General features: G+C 70.5%; 17 protein-coding genes. 11 read left to right on the forward strand and 6 right to left on the reverse strand.

The features are described 5' to 3' along the window. Window positions 1-12: 12 nt before the first annotated feature. Together ACQEVY_RS36770 and ACQEVY_RS36775 are read right to left on the reverse strand one after the other, a co-directional pair. On the reverse strand, window positions 13-1,254 hold the full coding sequence (locus ACQEVY_RS36770; RefSeq protein ID WP_432953873.1) for an anion permease: 1,242 nt from the start codon (window positions 1,252-1,254) through the stop codon (window positions 13-15). A gap of 266 nt (window positions 1,255-1,520) precedes the next feature. Then, window positions 1,521-2,282 (reverse strand): lysozyme, encoded by a 762-nt coding sequence (locus ACQEVY_RS36775; protein WP_432955596.1) that lies wholly within the window; start codon window positions 2,280-2,282, stop codon window positions 1,521-1,523. 196 nt (window positions 2,283-2,478) lie between these two features. Here ACQEVY_RS36775 and ACQEVY_RS36780 point away from each other — a divergent pair, with 196 nt between their 5' ends. The 3 genes from ACQEVY_RS36780 to ACQEVY_RS36790 all read left to right on the forward strand — a co-directional run bounded on the left by ACQEVY_RS36780 (window position 2,479) and on the right by ACQEVY_RS36790 (window position 5,982). Beyond that, the gene (locus ACQEVY_RS36780; RefSeq protein ID WP_432953874.1) at window positions 2,479-3,177 is read left to right on the forward strand and encodes a class II aldolase/adducin family protein; all 699 of its coding nucleotides are present in this window, start codon (window positions 2,479-2,481) and stop codon (window positions 3,175-3,177) included. Window positions 3,178-3,249: 72 nt separating this feature from the next. Continuing rightward, complete coding sequence (locus tag ACQEVY_RS36785; protein ID WP_432953875.1) at window positions 3,250-4,377, forward strand: alpha/beta hydrolase family protein; 1,128 nt, start codon at window positions 3,250-3,252, stop codon at window positions 4,375-4,377. 201 nt (window positions 4,378-4,578) lie between these two features. Continuing rightward, window positions 4,579-5,982 carry a hypothetical protein gene (locus ACQEVY_RS36790; protein WP_432953877.1) on the forward strand — a complete coding sequence of 468 codons (1,404 nt, stop codon included), beginning with the start codon at window positions 4,579-4,581 and terminating at the stop codon, window positions 5,980-5,982. A gap of 48 nt (window positions 5,983-6,030) precedes the next feature. On the opposite strand, the gene ACQEVY_RS36795 is transcribed toward ACQEVY_RS36790, so the two are convergent. Beyond that, window positions 6,031-6,444 (reverse strand): VOC family protein, encoded by a 414-nt coding sequence (locus ACQEVY_RS36795; protein WP_328772576.1) that lies wholly within the window; start codon window positions 6,442-6,444, stop codon window positions 6,031-6,033. Between the two features lie 342 nt (window positions 6,445-6,786). On the opposite strand from ACQEVY_RS36795, the gene ACQEVY_RS36800 reads away from it, so the two are divergent. The 3 genes from ACQEVY_RS36800 to ACQEVY_RS36810 all read left to right on the forward strand — a co-directional run bounded on the left by ACQEVY_RS36800 (window position 6,787) and on the right by ACQEVY_RS36810 (window position 9,925). Continuing rightward, window positions 6,787-8,385 carry an ABC-F family ATP-binding cassette domain-containing protein gene (locus tag ACQEVY_RS36800; protein ID WP_432953878.1) on the forward strand — a complete coding sequence of 533 codons (1,599 nt, stop codon included), beginning with the start codon at window positions 6,787-6,789 and terminating at the stop codon, window positions 8,383-8,385. A gap of 394 nt (window positions 8,386-8,779) precedes the next feature. After that, entirely contained in the window at window positions 8,780-9,001 is a 222-nt protein-coding gene (locus ACQEVY_RS36805; RefSeq protein WP_006123601.1) for a helix-turn-helix domain-containing protein, read from the forward strand. Between the two features lie 132 nt (window positions 9,002-9,133). Beyond that, entirely contained in the window at window positions 9,134-9,925 is a 792-nt protein-coding gene (locus ACQEVY_RS36810; RefSeq protein ID WP_432953880.1) for an enoyl-CoA hydratase/isomerase family protein, read from the forward strand. A 123-nt stretch (window positions 9,926-10,048) separates the two neighbouring features. Here ACQEVY_RS36810 and ACQEVY_RS36815 read toward each other — a convergent pair whose 3' ends face one another. Further along, the gene (locus tag ACQEVY_RS36815; RefSeq protein ID WP_432953881.1) at window positions 10,049-10,795 is read right to left on the reverse strand and encodes a nucleopolyhedrovirus P10 family protein; all 747 of its coding nucleotides are present in this window, start codon (window positions 10,793-10,795) and stop codon (window positions 10,049-10,051) included. 89 nt (window positions 10,796-10,884) lie between these two features. Between ACQEVY_RS36815 and ACQEVY_RS36820 the strand changes: the two genes are divergently transcribed. The 5 genes from ACQEVY_RS36820 to amaP are packed head-to-tail and all read left to right on the forward strand — an operon-like array spanning window position 10,885 to window position 13,325. Continuing rightward, window positions 10,885-11,385 carry an Asp23/Gls24 family envelope stress response protein gene (locus ACQEVY_RS36820; RefSeq protein WP_432953882.1) on the forward strand — a complete coding sequence of 167 codons (501 nt, stop codon included), beginning with the start codon at window positions 10,885-10,887 and terminating at the stop codon, window positions 11,383-11,385. Window positions 11,386-11,443: 58 nt separating this feature from the next. Beyond that, window positions 11,444-11,629, forward strand: coding sequence for a hypothetical protein (locus tag ACQEVY_RS36825; RefSeq protein ID WP_432953883.1), 186 nt, complete (start codon window positions 11,444-11,446; stop codon window positions 11,627-11,629). Continuing rightward, on the forward strand, window positions 11,626-12,063 hold the full coding sequence (locus ACQEVY_RS36830) for an Asp23/Gls24 family envelope stress response protein (RefSeq protein ID WP_432953885.1): 438 nt from the start codon (window positions 11,626-11,628) through the stop codon (window positions 12,061-12,063). Before ACQEVY_RS36825 ends, ACQEVY_RS36830 begins: the two co-directional genes overlap by 4 nt. Beyond that, window positions 12,060-12,740: a DUF6286 domain-containing protein gene (locus tag ACQEVY_RS36835; protein ID WP_432953887.1), complete on the forward strand. Its 681-nt coding sequence runs from the start codon at window positions 12,060-12,062 to the stop codon at window positions 12,738-12,740. Before ACQEVY_RS36830 ends, ACQEVY_RS36835 begins: the two co-directional genes overlap by 4 nt. A 6-nt stretch (window positions 12,741-12,746) precedes the next feature. Further along, window positions 12,747-13,325, forward strand: a complete 579-nt coding sequence (gene amaP, locus ACQEVY_RS36840; RefSeq protein ID WP_432953888.1) for an alkaline shock response membrane anchor protein AmaP — start codon at window positions 12,747-12,749, stop codon at window positions 13,323-13,325. 15 nt (window positions 13,326-13,340) lie between these two features. Here the strand turns inward: amaP and ACQEVY_RS36845 are convergent, their stop codons facing one another. Together ACQEVY_RS36845 and ACQEVY_RS36850 are read right to left on the reverse strand one after the other, a co-directional pair. Continuing rightward, window positions 13,341-14,096: an SDR family oxidoreductase gene (locus ACQEVY_RS36845; RefSeq protein WP_432953890.1), complete on the reverse strand. Its 756-nt coding sequence runs from the start codon at window positions 14,094-14,096 to the stop codon at window positions 13,341-13,343. A 4-nt stretch (window positions 14,097-14,100) separates the two neighbouring features. Further along, window positions 14,101-15,912 (reverse strand): glycoside hydrolase family 15 protein, encoded by a 1,812-nt coding sequence (locus tag ACQEVY_RS36850; RefSeq protein ID WP_432953891.1) that lies wholly within the window; start codon window positions 15,910-15,912, stop codon window positions 14,101-14,103. Window positions 15,913-15,914: the final 2 nt, after the last annotated feature.

Consider the following 15,914-nt stretch of genomic DNA (forward strand, 5'->3'; position numbering starts at 1 on the left):
GCGGTGGATTCCTCAGACCGTGGCGGTGCGGGTGGCGGGCTCGGTGTCCGGCTCTTCGACGTGGCCCGGCGGGGGCGGGGTGACGGCGGCGATGGCCGTGCTCATCACGTCGGCGGTTCCTTCTGTGTCGTTGGTGTCATCGACGTTCGGGTCGTCGGTGTCGTTGACGTTCGTGTGGTCGATCACCTCGCGGCGGGAGACCACCCAGATCGCGGCGCTGGACGCGATCAGGAAGACGGCGACGAACGCGGTGCCCCAGGTGCCGAAGGAGGTCACGTACTCCGCGAGCGCGGCGACCAGGGCCGCGGCCGGCAGCGTCAGGCCCCAGGCGACGAACATCCGGGTGGCGGTGGACCAGCGGACCACTCCGCCCTTGCGGCCGAGGCCCGCGCCCATCACCGAGCCGGAGACCGAGTGCGTGGTGGACAGGGAGAAGCCGAGGTGCGAGGAGGCCAGGATGACCGTGGCCGCGCTGGTCTGGGCGGCGAAGCCCTGCTGCGGCTGGAGGTCGGTCAGGCCCTTGCCCATCGTGCGGATGATGCGCCAGCCACCGAGGTAGGTGCCGAGCGCGATCGCGAGACCGGCGGAGAGGATGACCCAGACCGGCGGGTCGGAGTCGGGGGCGATGGCGCCGCCGGTGACCAGGGCGAGGGTGATGATGCCCATGGTCTTCTGCGCGTCGTTCGTGCCGTGCGCCAGCGAGACGAGCCCGGCGGAGGCGATCTGGCCTGTGCGGTAGCCCTTCTTGGCGGCTTCGCCGTTCGCGTTCCGGCCGAGACGGTACGTCAGCCGGGTGGCGAGCATCGCGGCGAGGCCCGCGACCAGCGGGGCGGCGATCGCGGGGATCAGCACCTTGGTGACGAGGACGTCGCCGTGCACCGCGCCGGCGCCGGCCGAGGCGATGGTGGCGCCGATCAGGCCGCCCATGAGGGCGTGCGAGGAACTGGACGGCAGGCCTACGAGCCACGTCAGCAGGTTCCAGAGGATGGCGCCGACGAGTGCGGCGAAGATCACTTCGGGTTGGATGCCGGTCTCGTCGACGAGGCCCTTGGAGATGGTGTTGGCGACCTCGATCGAGAGGAACGCGCCGACCAGATTGAGTACGGCGGACATGGCCACCGCGGCTTTGGGCTTCATCGCGCCGGTCGAGATGGTGGTGGCCATCGCGTTGGCGGTGTCGTGGAAACCGTTCGTGAAATCGAACGCGAGGGCGGTGACCACCACTATCGCGAGGATCAGCGAGAAGTTCTCCATTTACCCGGTCTTCTATTGGACGTCAGCGGTTCGTGGACCGTAGGCAACCTGGATGAACGGAAGATGAACTCAGTAGGACCACGAGGTGTATCGAAACGAGCCACTGCCCCTCCGGGTACCCGGAGGGGCAGTGTTGTAGTCGACCAGGGCGGCGGCGTTTCAGTCGAACTGAGGCGGAGGATGGGGCTCCGCCTGCCCTTGCTTCCCAGTCTTCCCTTGCTTCTCGTCCTTTTGCTCTAGCCCTTCCGCTTCTTGCCCTTCTGCTTCTAGCCCCTCGCGAACTGCTTGAGCCGGCTCATGGAACCGTTGAAGAGATTCTGGTCACCCGGCAGCGTCCCGCCGTTGTCGTACTGCCAGAACGTCCACGTCCGCCAGCCCGCGGGCAGCGTCCCCGCCGACGAGCTGTAGCGGGCCAGCCAGAGTGCGTGGTTCGAGGCGAACGCGGCGCTGTTGCCGGTGCAGTTCTTCCACCAGTGCGTGGTGGTGTAGATCACCGGGCGGCGACCGGTCTGCCGCTTCACCTCGTTGCTGAACGACTTGATCCAGCCGACCATCTTGGACTTGCTCAGGCCGTAGCACTTCTTCTTGCCGTACGGGTTGTATTCGATGTCGAGCGCGGGCGGCAGCGTCCAGCCGTCCGCACGCCAGCCGCCTCCGTTGCGCACGAAGTACGCCGCCTGGGTCTTGCCGGACGACTTGTGCGGCAGGGCGAAGTGGTACGCCCCGCGGACCAGGCCCGCGTTGCGCGCGCCGTGGTACTGCTGGCCGTAATACGGGTTGCGGTAGGTGTGGGACTCGGTCGCCTTCACGTAGACGAACTTGGCGCCCTTGCTCTTCGCCTTCGCCCAGTTGACGTTCTTCTGGTGCGAGGAGACGTCGTGTCCTTTGGGCTTTGCTGCCGCAGAGACCGGCAGCTCTATGAGTGCGGTGGTGCCGAGGGTCAGCGTCGCCACGGAGAGTACGGCGAAGCGGGCGCGGCGGCTGTGGGGCAGTCGGCGACTTCGGGACGGTTTGCGATCACGGGCCATCTTTCCCCCCGGAATGGCTGCGTGCACGACAAATCTCCCTGAGGGTATGGGAGGGTCCGCGAACTCCCGTCGCTCGTCGGCCAATTGCTCCGAGTGGGCGTTCTGTTCGTTTCTGCGCCCTTTCGGAGGTGGGTGTTCCGCCCTAAAGTGCCCTCGCCCGCGCCGGGACCTTGTACCTGGCTGGCAGGATCGCGGCATGGCTGAACAGCGGTGGGACGCAGGGGACGGGCTGGACACGGACGGGCATGGCGTGCGGGACGCCACGGAACGGGCCTGGCGCGAGCTGGTGGCGACGGCCCGCCGGACGGTGTCCGAGGGTCTGGTCGTCGGTACGTCGGGCAATGTGTCCGTCCGCGTCGGGGACACCGTCCTGGTCACGCCGAGCGGAGTCCCGTACGACGAACTCGGGCCCGAGCACGTCTGCGGGGTCGGTCTGGACGGGCGGCAGGTGCTCGGTTCACTCGTTCCGACCAGCGAACTGCCCATGCATCTGGCCGTCTATCGCGCCACCGACGCCCGCGCCATCGTCCACACGCACGCCGTGCACGCCACGGCCGTTTCCACGCTCGTTTCCGAGCTGCCGCTCATCCACTACATGGCCGCCGCGCTCGGCGGACCCGTCCGCGTCGCCCCCTACGCGACCTACGGCACGGAAAAGTTGGCCGAGAACATGCTCGAGGCGCTGCGGAACCGCACAGCCTGTCTACTCCAGAACCACGGCACCCTCACCTACGGCACCACCCTCCACCAGGCCTACGATCGCACGGCCCAGTTGGAGTGGATGTGCCGCCTGTGGCTGACGGCGTCGTCGCTTCCGGGTCACTCGCCGTCGCTGCTGAGCGAGGAGCAGGTGGCGGAAGTGGGGGAGCGGTTGAAGGGGTACGGCCAGCCGTAACCGATCCCTGGGCGCACTTTTCACGGGTCCCTTCGGCTGGCCGACTGCGGGCTGGGTCTGGAGACTGGACCCGTGCGCACTGTGAAAGTGACGGCCGCGGCCGTCACCGCCGCCCTGGCCGCCGGAGCCGCCACCGTCGCGGCCGGCCGCTTCGCGAGCGACGCCGCCCTGAAGACGTCGCCGGGCCGGCCGCTGCCCACCGAGCCCCGGCTCACCGTGCACGCCACGGCGGCCGGGCGCATCACGCTCACCCGCGCCCTGGCCTCCCAGCGGCCGGGCATGTACGGCCTGAGCGGCAACGCGAGCCACGCCGTCGTCGGTTCGGTCGTCGAGGCCGCCCCGCACCCCGCCGACACGGTCGTACGCCGACTGGAACGCGTCACCCACGGCACGCTGGAACCCGGCGACAAGGTGTGGTTCACCCCGAACGTGCACATCGGCGACCCGAGCACCGCGCTCGGCCTCGACCACACCGACGTCGAGATCCCCGGCGAACTCGGCGCCCTGCCCGCCTGGTTCGTGCCCGGCGCCCGCGAGCCCTGGGTGATCACCGTGCACGGTCTTGGCACCACCCGTGAACACCCCATGAACGTCATGGAGTTGCTGCACCGCCTCCGCTTCCCCGTCCTCGACCTCGCCTACCGCGGTGACCCCGGCGCACCCCGCCCACCGGACGGCCTGGGGCACCTCGGCGAGACCGAGTGGCCCGACCTCGACGCGGCCATCCGTTACGCCGTGCGCTCCGGCGCCGAACAGGTCGTCCTGTACGGCTGGTCCACCGGCGCCACCATGGCCGTACGCGCCGCCGCGCACTCCGCACTGCGCGACCGGATCACCGGGCTCGTGCTGGACTCGCCCGTCCTCAGCTGGGAGTCCACGCTGCGCGCCCTCGCCGCGGCCCGCCGCACGCCCGGCGCCCTGCTGCCGCTGGCCGTCCGCGCCGCCCAGGGCCGCACGGGCCTGCACGGTGACCAGATCCAGGGCGCCGCCGACCCCGACCTGCTCAAGGTGCCGGTCCTCGTCCTGCACGGCCCGGACGACGCGGTCGCCCCCTGGACGCACTCCCGCCGCCTCGCCGACCGCCGCCCCGACCTGGTCAGCCTGCACACCGTCCGGAACGCCCCGCACGGCGCCATGTGGAACGCCGACCCGGCCGGTTACGAAGAGGCCCTGCGCCGCTTCCTCACGCCGCTGATGTAGTCCTGGCCTCTCCTGGCCTCACTCCCTCCTTGCCTGTTCGTTCCTGTTCTCTCGTGCTCCTTCCCGGCTTCCGGTTGACCCCTGATCACGTGGTTGTCCGGGTCCTGCGAACGCCCGTGGAGCCGTGCGCGCCGGCCGCCCGTACGGCCCTCCCCGCCATTCCGTTTGGGTTTTCGGACCGTCAACCGGAAGACTGCCCCCGTGACGTCCCGTATCCCGCGCGACTCCAGGCTCCGACTCGTCCGCTCACGACCCCTGGCCGCCGCTCCCCGAGCGATGAACCAGCGGCGTACGCGCCGACCCGCACCACGCCCGCCCGAGGGCACCCCGGCGCCCGCGGAACTGGCCCATATGGCGCGCGCCCAGCTCGCCGGCGCGGCCCGTGTCGCCCGCTGGGCCGACGCCGCGCTGAGCCCCGGCCGGGACCGCGACGGCACACCCGCCGACGGCGCCGGCACGCTCTCCGAGGCAAGTGCCCGGCGCGCCGCCGACGACCTGGCCCTGACTCCGGCTCAGGTCCGCGCGGACTGGGACACCGCACGGCTCGCGGGCCTCATCGAGGTGCACGGCGACAGCGCCCGACCCGGCTGGCGGCTGCGCGCCTGGAACCGCGACGACAGTGCCGTACTGCGCGGCTGGGTCGCCCTCTTCGACGCCTGGTCGCTCGCCTGCCCGGAACCCGAGGACCAGGAGCACGCGGCCGTCGCCGAGGTCGTCTCCGCGATGCCCCAAGTGCTCTCCTTCCTTCAGCTCTCCGCCGGCCCCGTCCCCGTCACCCAGCTCCTCGACCTCCTCGATCAGCGCGTCACGGAACTGCGCACCGAGCGCTGCGAGATCCCGTACGGGCCGCAGCCCGAGCCGGTGGAGGAACCGGCACAGCACACCCCTCTCGCCCCCCTCCTCGACTGGGCCCTGCACGCGCTCGCCTCCGTCGGCGCCCTCACCTGCGCCGACGGCCAGGCCACGCTCACCCCGCTCGGCAGCTGGGCCGTGTGGGTCAAGCTGGAGCAGATCTGCGTCGCCGCGCAGAGCCCCGCCGGGAACATCGAGCAGCCGGCCGAGGACATGCTCCGCGGCTGCGCCCAGCTCCGTCCGAACGCGGCCCGTGACGAATACCGCGCCTGGCTCGCCGCCCGCCCCGTCGGCAGCGCCGTCACCGAACTCCTCGACGCCGCCCGCGGTGAGGACGCCCTGCTGCGCGGGCTCGCCTTCGAAGCGCTGCGCGTCGTCGGCGCCCCCGCCGAGCCGGACGTACGCGCCGTCGTCGACGAGGTCCACCTGCGCCCGTACGCCCTGCTGTGGATCGCCGAGCACGAGGGTCACGACCCCGAGGACGCCCACGAGATCCTCACCCGCGAAGAAGCCACCTGGCTATGGGTGGACACCGCCGCGGCCGTCGCCGACCACGGCGAAGCCCCGCTTCTCGTAAGGCACTTGGAGTCCGCGGTGCAGCCCACCGTGCCCGCGCTCCTCGACGAGGTCCGCGCCGTCGGCCACCCCCGCACCGTGCAGGTCCTGGTCGCCCTCGCGGCCGCCCACCCCGACCCGGCCCTGGCCAGGGCCGTACGCCGCGCCGCCTTCCAGGTGCACACCGGCGGCAACTGAGAGCCTCGGCCGAGTGGGCGGGCGGGGCGTCGGGCCTCTATGGGGGCGTCAGGCCTGTATCTCTGGGGAGTACGTGCCGAAGCTCCAGATATTGCCCTCCAGGTCACGGGCCATGTAGTCCCGCGATCCGTAGTCCTGGTCCGTCGGGGGCATGAGGATCTCCGCCCCGTGGTCCACGGCCCGTTGGTGGTGTGCGTCGATGTCGTCCACGACGACATACACCCCGGTGTGCGTCGCACCCTTCATCGCCTCGTCGAAGCGGCCGCCGCGGCCCCTGGAGCCGAGCATCACCGCGCCGTTGCCCTGCACCAGCTCCGCGTGCAGGACCGTGCCGTCCTCGCCCTCGTACACCGACGCCTCCGTGAAGCCGAAGGCCTCCGTGAGCTGCCTGATCGCGGCCTTCGCGTCCCCGTACAGCAGCGTCGGAAAGATGCTCGGGCGTCCGCCTGCCGTGCTCGCCATGGCGATCACTCCCTCTCGCCTCATCGCCGGAATGTGACCGGATACCTGATGTGACCTGCTGAATGTGGCCTGCTTCTCAGTCTTGCACCAGGCACTGACAACGCCCCTCCGAGCGGAAATCTCGAGGGCGATGAACTCCCGGGCCGCAAAGGTGACGTAGAACATGCGCGCACAGAAAAACTGCTTGCAGACCCCCGTTAGACTGGCCCCATGGCCATTCTCCTCGCGCATTAGACGGCGTGAACTCCCGCCCGTCGCCCGCCACCGCCCTTCCAACGGCGCGCTACGCGCGGCACCCCTCAATCGCCCACCCCGTCATCGACCCTGCCCTGGAGTCTGTCCGTGATTTCCGCCTCCGGTATCGAGCTGCGTGCCGGTGCCCGCATCCTCATCGAGTCCGCCACCTTCCGTATCGCCAAGGGCGACCGCATCGGCCTGGTCGGCCGCAACGGTGCGGGCAAGACCACGCTCACCAAGGTCCTCGCAGGTGAGGGCACGCCCGCCGCGGGCACCGTCACCCGCTCCGGCGAGGTCGGCTACCTCCCGCAGGACCCGCGTACCGGCGACCTCGACATGCTCGCCCGCGACCGCATCCTCTCCGCGCGCGGCCTGGACACCCTGATCCGTAAGATGCGCGACAACGAACAGCGCATCGCGAACGGCCAGGGCGCCACCCGTGAGAAGGCGCTCAAGCAGTACGAGCGCCAGGAGACGGAGTTCCTCACCAAGGGCGGATACTCCGCCGAGGCCGAGGCCGCCACCATCGCCGCCGCGCTCAACCTGCCGGACCGGGTGCTCGGCCAGCCCCTGCATACGCTTTCCGGCGGTCAGCGCCGTCGTATCGAGCTGGCCCGCATCCTCTTCTCGGACGCCGACACCCTGCTCCTCGACGAGCCGACGAACCACCTCGACGCCGACTCGATCGTCTGGCTGCGCGACTACCTGAAGAACTACCGCGGCGGCTTCATCGTGATCTCCCACGACGTCGATCTCGTCGACACGGTCGTCAACAAGGTGTTCTACCTGGACGCCAACCGTTCCCAGATCGACGTCTACAACATGGGCTGGAAGCTCTACCAGCAGCAGCGCGAGGCCGACGAGAAGCGCCGTAAGCGCGAGCGGCAGAACGCCGAGAAGAAGGCCTCCGCCCTCCACTCGCAGGCCGACAAGATGCGCGCCAAGGCCACCAAGACCGTCGCCGCGCAGAACATGGCCCGCCGTGCCGACAAGCTGCTGGCCGGTCTGGAGGCCGAGCGCAAGTCCGACAAGGTCGCAAAGCTCCGCTTCCCCGAGCCCGCGCCCTGCGGCAAGACCCCGCTCATGGCCGAAGGCCTGTCGAAGTCGTACGGCTCCCTGGAGATCTTCACCGACGTCGACCTGGCCATCGACAAGGGCTCGCGCGTCGTCATCCTCGGCCTCAACGGCGCTGGAAAGACCACCCTGTTGAGGCTTCTCGGCGGTGTGGAGAAGCCCGACACCGGCCAGGTCATCGAGGGCCACGGGCTCAAGCTCGGTTACTACGCGCAGGAGCACGAGACCCTCGACCCGGACCGCACGGTGCTGGAGAACATGCGCTCCGCGAACCCCGACCTCGACCTCGTCGAGGTACGCAAGACGCTCGGCTCCTTCCTGTTCTCCGGCGACGACGTCGACAAGCCGGCCCGGGTCCTCTCCGGCGGCGAGAAGACCCGCCTCGCGCTCGCCACCCTCGTGGTGTCGTCCGCGAACGTCCTCCTCCTCGACGAACCGACCAACAACCTCGACCCGGCCAGCCGCGAGGAGATCCTCGGCGCCCTGCGTACCTACAAGGGAGCCGTCGTCCTGGTCACCCACGACGAGGGCGCGGTCGACGCCCTCCAGCCGGAGCGGATCATCCTGCTGCCCGACGGCGTCGAGGACCTGTGGGGCGCGGACTACGCGGACCTCGTCGCCCTCGCCTGAGTCCCGTTCGGCCCGGGAGGCCTCCTACCGGAGGCGGTGCCCGGGTCAGCAGGGCTTGATCGAATGACTGATCAACTGCGTATGGATCATTCGGCTCATCCGTGATCCATCATCTGTGTGAGATCTCCTCGTACCGAGGTGTGTCCTACACGGATTCCGCGACCGGGCCCTCGGCCCGCAAGGTCCAGGTCACCCCGCTCCGCTGACCTGGACCTTCGCGTGTGAACCCGTTCGGCCGTACGGACACCGCCGCCCGGAATATCGGATTCCGCTCGTGAGGATGAGCTTCCGCGACTCAAAGCTTGTCCTACGGACCTTGCCGAATGGGTGGCCAGGAAGCTCTTGAGGGGTGATCATGAGAAGTCCAGAGCGCACTTCCCATGAGGAGGCACGGGTGGCCGAGACTCTGAAGAAGGGCAGCCGGGTAACCGGCGCCGCGCGCGACAAGCTCGCGGCAGACCTGAAGAAGAAGTATGACTCCGGTGCGAGCATCCGGGCACTGGCCGAGGAGACCGGCCGCTCGTATGGCTTCGTCCACCGGATGCTCAGCGAGTCGGGTGTCACGCTCCGAGGGCGTGGCGGAGCGACCCGCGGTAAGAAGGCCGCCTCGGCCTGAAGCCGGGCGGCTCCTCGTTCTCCGATGGTGGCCACCCGGTCGGTCGGGTGATCGGCTGGGTGGTTACTGTGCAGTCACTTGAGGGTGCGTACGTACGGCACCCGCTCTGACCGCACGCATCGGAGGCGCCCCATGGCTTCGCTCGACCCGGTACTCGACAAGGACGGCGTACGGCTCACCGTCGACGAGGCGATCGCCACGGTGACGCTGACCAATCCGGCCAAGCGCAATGCGCAGAGCCCCGCTCTGTGGCGGGCGCTGGCCGAAGCGGGGCGGCTGCTGCCGGGCACCGTTCGCGTTGTCGTGCTGCGCGCGGAGGGCAAATCCTTCTCCGCCGGGCTCGACCGGCAGGCGTTCACGCCCGAGGGGTTCGAGGGCGAGCCGTCGTTCATCGATCTCGCACGCGGTTCCGATGCCGAGCTCGATGCGACGATCGCCGGCTACCAGGAAGGTTTCACCTGGTGGCGGCGTAGCGACATCGTGTCCATCGCCGCCGTGCAGGGGCATGCCATCGGGGCGGGCTTCCAGCTCGCGCTGGCCTGCGATCTGCGTGTGGTCGCGGACGATGTGCAGTTCGCCATGCGCGAGACCAGCCTCGGGCTCGTGCCCGACCTCACGGGGACGCATCCGCTGGTGGGGCTCGTCGGGTACGCCCGTGCGCTGGAGATCTGCGCGACCGGGCGGTTTGTGACGGCCGAGGAGGCCGTGAGCACCGGGCTGGCGAATCTGGCTGTGCCGGTGGGGCAGTTGGATGACGCGGTACGGGACTTGGGGGCGGCGTTGTTGGCTGCGCCGCGGGATGCGCTGGTCGAGACGAAGGCGTTGCTTCAGGGTGCCGTTGACCGCACGTATGAGGACCAGCGGGTCGCGGAGCGGGCGGCGCAGGGGCGGCGGTTGCGGGACCTTGCGGGGGTTGGCGACTGACGCTCCACTGGAGGGCCGGTTCTGAGCTGCGGGTGCGTTGTGGTTGATCGCGTCTGCGCGGCGGAGCCGCAAATTGATACAGCCCCGCGCCCCTGACAGGGCGCGTCTGACTGGGCCCACCGCTCAGTCCGTCACCCCTGTGATCAGCACTGCCACCGACGGGTGGTCCGGCAGGGCTGCACTTGCCGCCTCTCGGACCTCACGGGCTACGTCCAGTGTGCGGTGGCTGGCGCGGGCCTCCAGCTCGATGCGGACGTGACGGCGGGGAAGCGTCGTCTCGCCTGGCCGCTCCTCGATGTGCACCGCGCGGCCCAGGCCGGCGAGTGTGCCCGTCAGGCGGGACACCCCCGGCACAGCCAGCGCTGCCGCAGCCACTCGGGACTCGTCGTCCGCCTCCGGCTCCGTGGGACGTTTGGGCTCATCAGGGCGTACGTCCGTCTCGTCGTCCTCCGTAGCGCCCGCCTCCCTCTCCTCCAGCAACCCCGTCACCCGTAGATCCACCTCCGTGACCGTCAGCCCGAGTCGCTCCGTGGCTGCCTCGGCGAGGGTCGCCCGGAGGCGGGACGCGACGGCGGGGAGGGGTTCGCCGGTCGCGAGGGTCGCTGTGAAGTCGGCGTTGATCCGCAGTGGACCCGGCGGGAGGGCGCTCGGCGGAGGCGGTACCGCCGGTTCGTGCGTCTCGTTCGGGTCGGCGAGTGCGAGCCGTAGCGTGCCGAGGTGTGCGCCCGGCACATGGCGTGCGGCGCGGCGCAGTACGGACTCGGCCGCCCGCTCCGTGATCCAGGCGCCGTCTCGCGGGCCACCCAGCGGGAGAAGTCTGCCGAAGCCGAGCTGACGTCGCACTGCCCGGGTCCACTGGTCCGCCATCATTGCTCCAGCCTGCCGCAGCGACTGGTGCGCTGCCGTGCAACCACACTTAGTGTGAAGGAAGGAGTACCAGCCGGAAGGGACGCAGGGCGATGACGGATGTGACGCAGCGGAACCGGACGGAGAACCCCGAGGCCGAGAAAGGGGCGCCGGAGGTACAGCCCCGCAGCAGGCCCAGTGTGACCAAGCGCGGTGGAGGCGACCCGGCTTCCCGGGGACGTACGACCATCGCGGACGGTGTGGTGGAGAAGATCGCCGGGCTCGCGGCCCGCGATGTGCTCGGGGTGCATGCGATGGGCAGCGGGCTCTCGCGCACCTTCGGAGCGGTGCGGGACCGGGTCCCGGGCGGTGCGAAGTCGGTGACCCGGGGCGTGAAGGCCGAGGTCGGCGAGGTGCAGACGGCGCTCGACCTGGAGATCGTCGTCGACTACGGCGTTTCGATCACCGAGGTCGCCGGCGCCGTGCGCGAGAACGTCATCTCGGCCGTCGAGCGGATGACGGGCCTTGAAGTCGTCGAGGTCAATATCGCGGTCAGCGATGTCAAACTGCCGGAAGAGGAAGAAGAAGGGGAAACGGAGACCCGGCTTCAGTAGTACTCGAGTAGTACTCGCCAGCAGTACCCGCCCCCCTTGATGCGCAGAGGAGCGCAGCATGAGCATGGCCGCGATCGGCATGATCGCCGGAATGGCGCTGGGCTTCGCCGGATACTTCGGCGGGTTCGGTGCCTTCCTCCTCGTGGCAGCCCTCGGCGCCGTCGGCTTCGTAGTCGGCCGCTTCCTTGAGGGCGACCTGGAAGTCGGTGACTTCTTCCGTACCCGCGGCGACCGGCGGCGGTGACGCACGTGAGCGGTGAGCTCGCCGCGGCGGGGGCACCCCTCCGGCCGGGCAGCCCCGGCGGCACCGTCGCACCGGCCGAGCGCGGTGCGCTCCGCATCGCCGACCAGGTCGTCGCGAAGATCGCCGCGCAGGCGGCGCGCGAGGCCCTGGGCGTGCTGCCCCCGGAGGCCGGACCGCCGCACGCCACGGTCGTCGTCCGCCCCCACTCTCGGCTTCGCTCGAGCGGGGGGACCCCCATCGACACCGCCCGCGTCCGGGTCGGCCTCGAACTCGACTACCCCTCCGACATCGGCGCCCAGTGCGCCGCTGTGCGTCGCCAAGTCACCCAGCGGGTAAGGATGCTGGCGGGTATGGAGGTGCCCGAGGTCGCCGTCCAGGTGGAGCGCCTGCACTCCGCGCAGGCACGCGGCGCGGCACAGGGGAGGACCCAATGAGCGAGTCCCAGGGCTCCGAGAGCACCCGTCAGCTGCCCGTCATCGAGAAGGCCGCCGAGAGCGAACTCGGCCAGTCCGCGTCCGCGGCGGACTACGACCCGCTGCCCACCACTGACGACACGGACGACGGGAACGGCCGCTTCTGGTCCGTACGCCGTATCCCCGCGGGCATCATCGCGCTGCTGGTCCTGGCCGGCGCGGGCCTTCTGCTGTACGACATCGTCTCCGTGCGCTTCGACCGGCCCGCCATGGCCTGGCGCAGAAACCTCGCCCGGGAGCTCGCCGAGCGGCCCCTCGACGACATCTGGGTGCTCGTCGGCGCCGGGGTCGCGGCGGCTCTCGGCGTCTGGCTGCTCGTGCTCGCCGTGACGCCCGGGATGCGGGACGTACTGACGATGCGCCGCCCCCACACCGACGTACGGGCCGGTCTGCACCGGGGTGCGGCCGCCATGGCGCTGCGTGACCGGGCCATGGAGGTCTCCGGGGTGCGCTCGGTACGGGTCCGGGTGAGGCGGAGGAAGGTCACCGCGCGGGCGGTGTCGCACTTCCGTGAACTCGACGATGTACGCGCCGACTTGGACGCCGTGCTCGCCGAGGGCATCAAAGGGCTCGGGCTGGCCCGGCGGCCCGCCCTTTCGGTGCATGTGGCGCGGGCGAACAAGAACCGGAAGGGGTGACGGCCGGTGCTCAGGATCGTCAACCGTGTTCTCGTCGGGCTCGCCGGCCTGCTCCTGATCGTGGGCGGCGGCTCCGTGCTCGCCGTCGGTCTCGGCCTCGAACCGCCCTCGTGGTGGGTCCACGACGGGCAGCGGGACGTGCTGCTGAGCGACACGGGCCGGACCCGCTGGCGGGACGAGGGCTGGTGGTGGCCCACCGTCATCGCCGTACTCGCCGTCGCCCTGCTGCTCGCCCTGTGGTGGCTGACAGCGGTACTACGACGGCGTCGGCTGGCCGAGGTGCTCGTCGACACCGGCGACGGCGAGGGGGCCCTGTTGCGCGGCCGCGCCCTGGAGGGCGTACTGACCGGCGAGGCGGGCGCACTCGACGGCGTGCAGCGCGCACAGACGGCGCTGACCGGCAAGCGGAGCACGCCTCAAGCACGGGTCCAGCTGCTCCTCGAACCACATGTCGACCCCGGTGACGCGCTGCACGGCCTGACGACCCAGGCCCTCGCCCACGCCAGGGACTCCGCCGGTCTGGCCGCGCTGCCCGCCGAGGTACGCCTCCGCGGGGTCAAACACCGGGCGGAACGGGTCAGTTAGAACCGTTGGGACCCGTTAGAACCCGCGGCGAGCCCCGCCGTCAACAGGAACCATGACCCCCGTCACGTACGACGCGGCCGGTGACAGCAGGAACGCGGCCGTGCGCCCGAACTCCTCCGGGGTGCCGTAGCGGCGCAGCGGGATGCGGGACTCGTTGGCCGCGCGGGTGGCCTCCGGGTCGGGTGACAGGCCGTCGAGCTGGCGCAGGCGGTCCGTGGCGATACGGCCGGGAAGCACGCCCACGACGCGGATGCCGCGCGGGCCGACTTCGTCCGAGAGTGACTTGGCGAAGCCCGCGAGCCCAGGGCGCAGGCCGTTGGAGATGGTCAGGCCCGCGATCGGCTCGTACACCGAAGTGGAGAGCACGAAGGCGATGACCCCGCCCTCGGCCAGCTCCGCGGCGGCCGCGCGGGCCAGCCGGACCGCGCCCAGGAAGACCGACTCGAACGCCGACTGCCACTGCTCGTCCGTGTTGTCGGCGGCGAAGCCGGGCGCCGGGCCGCCGACGCTGATCAGGATGCCGTCGAAGCCACCGAAACGCTCCCGTGCGGCCGCTGTCAGGCTCGTCGCGGCCGCAGGGTCGGCGTTGTCGACGGCGACTCCATGGGCGTTCGGGCCGAGAGCCGCGACGGCCTCGGCCACCGTCTTCTCGTCCCGGCCCGTGATGATCACTTTCGCGCCTTCCGCGAGGAGTTCCCGCGCGGAGGCATTGCCCAGGCCGCGAGTGGCCCCGGTGACGACGTAGACACGGTCCTTCAGTCCAAGATCCATGCCCCTATCCTGCCCCCTCCTCGCCGAACAGCGTGAGGGCGGTGCCCACCAGGCCGATATGGCTGAACGCCTGCGGGAAGTTGCCGAGCTGACGGCACGCGACGGGGTCGTACTCCTCGGACAACAGCCCCACGTCGTTGCAGAGCGCGAGCAGGCGCTCGAACAGCTCGCGCGCCTCCTTCGTACGCCCCGTCAGATGCAGCGCGTCCGCGAGCCAGAACGAGCAGACCAGGAACGCGCCCTCATGGCCCGGCAGCCCGTCGACCACCGTCTGGTCCGAGGAGTACCGGCGCAGAAAACCGTCGTGCGCGAGCTCGTCGCGTATCGCGTCGATCGTGCCGGTCACCCGCGGATCGTCCGGCGGCAGAAAGCCGGTACGGGGGATGAGCAGCAGCGAGGCGTCCAGTTCCCGGGAGCCGTAGAACTGCGTGAAGGTGTTCCGCTCCGGGTCGTAGCCGCGCTCGCACACCTCGTGGTGCACCTCGTCGCGCATCGCGCGCCAGTGGTCCGGGTCGCCGCTCAGGCCGGGGTTCTCCTCCAGGGCGCGGACGGTGCGGTCGGCGGCCACCCACGCCATGATCTTCGAGTGCACGAAGTGGCGGCGCGGACCGCGTACCTCCCACAGGCCCTCGTCGGGCTTGCGCCAGTTCGACCGCAGGAACTCCATCAGGGCCAGCCGCAGACTCCACATGTGCGGCTTGGTCGGCAGTCCCGCGCGCAGCGCCAGCGCCAGAGAGTCGATGACCTCGCCGTACACGTCCAGCTGCAACTGGCGTACGGCGTCATTGCCGATCCGGACCGGAAACGAGCCCTGGAATCCGGGCAGCCACGGCACCTCGTACTCGGGAATCCGCCGCTCGCCCGCGAGCCCGTACATGATCTGCAGGTCCGCCGGGTCGCCCGCCGCCGCGCGCAGCAGCCAGTCGCGCCAGGCCTCGGCCTCCTCCTGGTAGCCGCAGGCCAGCAGCGCTCCCAGGGTGAGCGTGGAGTCGCGCAGCCAGCAGTAGCGGTAGTCCCAGTTGCGTACGCCGCCGATCTCCTCCGGGAGCGAGGTGGTGGGCGCCGCGACGATGCCGCCGGTCGGCGCGTAGGTGAGGGCCTTGAGCGTGATCAGGGAGCGGACGACCGCGTCCCGGTGTGGTCCCTGGTAACGGCAGCGGGACGCCCACGCCCGCCAGTCGTCGACGCTGGAGGCCAGTGCCTCGTGCGGGTCGATGAGCGGGGGGCGTGGCTCGTGCGAGGGGTGCCAGGTCATCACGAAGGCGACCTTCTCGCCCTCGGCGACCGTGAACTCCGAGTGCGTGCTGTAGTCCCTGCCCCAGGTGCGCACCTTGGGTTCGCTGCGCAGCCACACCGAGTCCGGGCCCGCGACGGCCACCCGATGTCCGTCCGACTTGCGCATCCACGGCACGATCGAGCCGTAGTCGAACCGCAGGCGAAGGGCGCTGTGCATGGTCACGCGGCCCTCGAGCCCCTCGACGACGCGTACGACGTCGGGGGAGCGGTCGCGCTGCGGCATCAGGTCGGTGACGCGCACCGTCCCCTCCGGGGTCTCCCATTCGCTGTCGAGCACGAGCGAGTCCGGCCGGTACGCGCGTCGCGTGCAGGCCCCCGCCCCCTTCGGCGCGAGCCTCCAGTGACCGTTCTCCTCGTCCCCCAGCAGCTTCGCGAAGCAGGCCGCCGAGTCGAACCGGGGCAGGCACAGCCAGTCGATCGAACCGTCCCGCCCGATCAGGGCGGCGGTCTGATGGTCGCCGATCAGCGCGTAGTCCTCGATGGCGGGGACGGGTGGCTTGGGCTCGTTCGATGAGTGCACGG

It is taken from the genome of Streptomyces sp. CA-288835, assembly GCF_050936385.1.
Taxonomy (GTDB): domain Bacteria; phylum Actinomycetota; class Actinomycetes; order Streptomycetales; family Streptomycetaceae; genus Streptomyces.

Excerpts from the sequence above, each read along its gene's own strand:
- ACQEVY_RS36770 (WP_432953873.1), bottom strand. The coding sequence starts at position 1,254 with ATGGAGAACTTCTCGCTGATCCTCGCGATAGTGGTGGTCACCGCCCTC.
- ACQEVY_RS36775 (WP_432955596.1), bottom strand. The coding sequence starts at position 2,282 with ATGGCCCGTGATCGCAAACCGTCCCGAAGTCGCCGACTGCCCCACAGC.
- ACQEVY_RS36780 (WP_432953874.1), top strand. The coding sequence starts at position 2,479 with ATGGCTGAACAGCGGTGGGACGCAGGGGACGGGCTGGACACGGACGGG.
- ACQEVY_RS36795 (WP_328772576.1), bottom strand. The coding sequence starts at position 6,444 with ATGGCGAGCACGGCAGGCGGACGCCCGAGCATCTTTCCGACGCTGCTG.
- ACQEVY_RS36810 (WP_432953880.1), top strand. The coding sequence starts at position 9,134 with ATGGCTTCGCTCGACCCGGTACTCGACAAGGACGGCGTACGGCTCACC.
- ACQEVY_RS36815 (WP_432953881.1), bottom strand. The coding sequence starts at position 10,795 with ATGATGGCGGACCAGTGGACCCGGGCAGTGCGACGTCAGCTCGGCTTC.
- ACQEVY_RS36820 (WP_432953882.1), top strand. The coding sequence starts at position 10,885 with ATGACGGATGTGACGCAGCGGAACCGGACGGAGAACCCCGAGGCCGAG.
- ACQEVY_RS36825 (WP_432953883.1), top strand. The coding sequence starts at position 11,444 with ATGAGCATGGCCGCGATCGGCATGATCGCCGGAATGGCGCTGGGCTTC.
- ACQEVY_RS36835 (WP_432953887.1), top strand. The coding sequence starts at position 12,060 with ATGAGCGAGTCCCAGGGCTCCGAGAGCACCCGTCAGCTGCCCGTCATC.
- ACQEVY_RS36845 (WP_432953890.1), bottom strand. The coding sequence starts at position 14,096 with ATGGATCTTGGACTGAAGGACCGTGTCTACGTCGTCACCGGGGCCACT.